This is a genomic window from Niastella yeongjuensis (assembly GCF_900110245.1).
GTDB classification, from domain to species: domain Bacteria; phylum Bacteroidota; class Bacteroidia; order Chitinophagales; family Chitinophagaceae; genus Niastella; species Niastella yeongjuensis.
The window spans coordinates 1-2,726 of record NZ_FOCZ01000032.1 but is presented as its reverse complement, the minus strand read 5'-3'; the positions used below and the strand labels follow the sequence as shown (position 1 = coordinate 2,726).

2 protein-coding genes are annotated in these 2,726 nt (G+C 45.3%); both read right to left on the bottom strand.

Annotated elements, in window-relative coordinates:
- Nucleotides 1–115 precede the first annotated feature (115 nt).
- Nucleotides 116–802, bottom strand: coding sequence for an IS21-like element helper ATPase IstB (gene istB, locus BMX95_RS34315; RefSeq protein ID WP_242673213.1), 687 nt, complete (start codon nt 800–802; stop codon nt 116–118).
- A 63-nt stretch (nt 803–865) separates the two neighbouring features.
- Entirely contained in the window at nt 866–2,530 is a 1,665-nt protein-coding gene (gene istA, locus BMX95_RS34310) for an IS21 family transposase (protein ID WP_081203114.1), read from the bottom strand.
- Nucleotides 2,531–2,726: the final 196 nt, after the last annotated feature.

The window sequence follows — 2,726 nt, the reverse complement described above, 5'->3', positions numbered from 1 at the left end:
TGTAAAATCCGGCGATGTTGACCACCAATCCGGTGATGCTGACCACCCCTTAGAAGTAAGCCGATTGGGGCAGTTTCTGTAATAATTTAAAGAGCTGGTTTACAAAAATAGGATTCTATTTCTTTCTTAAGGATTCTCCTTTTAATTCTAACCGATGGGCGGCATGTACCATTCTATCCAGTATGGCGTCAGCCACGGTGCTATCACCTATTACTTCATACCATTTAGCTACTGGTAATTGTGAACTGATGATGGTAGCCTTTCGGCCATGCCTGTCTTCAATAATCTCCAATAAGATCATTCTGGCGGTGTTGTCTAGTGGTTGTAATCCAAAATCATCCAGGATGAGTAGATCATATTTTTCAATTTTGCCGATCTCACGCGTGTAGGAGCCATCGGCCTTCAGCATTTTTAATTTGGTAAACAGTTTTTGAGCGTTGAAGTAAAGGGTGCGATAGCCAAGCTGGCAAGCCTGGTGGCCTAATGCCGATGCCAGGTAACTTTTGCCTACTCCGGTAGCGCCTGTGATTAAGATATTTTCCTTGTTTTGAATGAAGCTACCCTCAGCTAGGCGAAGCACCTGTGTTTTATCCAGCCCCCGGCTGGCCGTAAAGTTGATCTCCTCCACGCTGGCTCCATAGCGGAACTTTGCCAATCGCAGATGCCGGTTAATTTTTTTATTTTCCCGATCCTCCCATTCTGATTGAATGAGGGTATTGATAAACTCATCGTGAGTAAGATCGTGGTGCTGACGGCTGTCAAGCATCGTCTGATACATGCGAAGCATGCCGAGGAGTTTCATGTGGGACATTTTGTTTTGGATTGTACTGCTCATAGTAATGTTGTTTTATGTGATGGATAATATTTATTGATAAGACTCAGGACCACGGATATTGTCATGTTGCGGAAGGGGTGATGACGGATGGCTTTCATCTGCTGGGGCAAGTTGATCCAGTCCACCTTGCAGGATCTTCCTTATGATAGTGTAGTTGTAAGCCGTATAGAAGGTGGCGCGTTCCACTGCTTTAATGAGCCGGTCTCTGCCAACCTTTTTCTCGTAAGACAGAATACCGACACAGCTTTTATACGCCTGCTCAGGATAGGTGGCTGATTCCAGAATGCGAGTGATATAATCCTTCACCACAGGGGCGATAGCCCCCGCCCAACTGATAAATTTATCAGGGTTCCATTCAGTAACGAACTGGTGTGTGGTAGATAGATGTTCTTTGATGGTCGAGTATCCATATTGCTTAAAACTTCGCCTGTGATATGCAATACGCTCCTTATTGTAAAAAATGGATACCTGTGAAGCCGAGTAAATTACTTTAACCTTTCGACCTATAAAGCGATATGGAACACTGTAATAGTGTTTATCTTCAAAGAGCTGGATGTGGCCGGTCTTCATGACCGTTACTTCTTTGAACTGCTTGATCTCGTAGCGTTCGGCAGCAAGAGGAGTCAGCAGGTGCTTTTCATCCTGCTCAAAAAGCTGACGACGGCTTATGGGACGTTGCTGGAAGCACCGCTGATTATGAACAGCGAGTAAATCACTAATGGCCTGATTGAGGGAAGCGAGGCTGTAGAAGACCTGGTTGCGTAAAGGTGCAAAAATGCGGGAGTAGGCGATGTTTACGGCTCTTTCAACAAGCGCTTTATCGCGGGGCTTATAGCTTCTGGCAGGCAGCACGGTTGTGCCGTAATGATTGGCAAAGTCCAGAAAGTCAGGGTTCACTTCCGCTTCATATTTGTCAGCTGTTTGTACAGCACTTTTCAGATTATCGGGTACCAATGCCTTTGGAACGCCACCAAAAAAATAAAAAGCTTCTTCAGTGGCATAGATGAAGTTCTCTTTCTGTTGTGAAGGTATGGCTAGAATAAAAGTAAGTTGGCTATAGCCAAGTATAGCCACGTATATCTCAACCTGGGATACTTCTCCTGTTTGAGGGTCAACAATAGCCAGTTTCTTGCCGGTAAAATCAATAAAAAGCTTATCGGCGGGTTCGTGCTCAAAATGCATCGTAGCAGAATGACTGCGTTTCCATTGCCTAAGATGATCGCAAAACTGGGAATAGCTGTATCCATCTGGATGCTGTCCTTTATACTCGCCCCAAAGTACCCAACGGGTAACGCCAGTGCGGGATAATTCTTTTTCAAAGTATGGGAATAAACGAGTAAGTGATTCCAGACGTGCCTGATCGGCTGGATCAGGATCCTGTAAAAAGCCATCGAGTGCGGCATCTTCCATCTGCAGCAGTTCATCGTAGCCTACGCCTTTGACCTCGATAAGCCTCAGATATTTTTTAACGGTATTGCGTGAAGTATTAACCGCTTTGGCAATGGTTTGCAATGCTACGCCGTTGCTACGAAGCCTGATAATCTGTTTTAATATACTCATCGTAATCGTTTTTCCAGCCATTCTTTGCAGTTGATGTTCAAAAAGCTGCAAAGCAAAACGATTACAGAAAAAGCGCCTGAAGTGGTCAGCATCGCCGGAATGGCAGACGCGTAAAGTCACGATGGTGGTCAACATTGCCGGAATGACATCTGGCAACTTTGTGCACCAGGGTGGTCAGCATCACCGGAATGATCCGGAACAAACCAACAAATAGGTGGTCAACATCACCGGAATAATCAAATCAACTTACTTAGAGAAGGGGTGGTCAGCATGGCCGGAACAAGTGGTCAGCATCATCGGTACAGGTGGTCAGGATGGATCGGATTATACA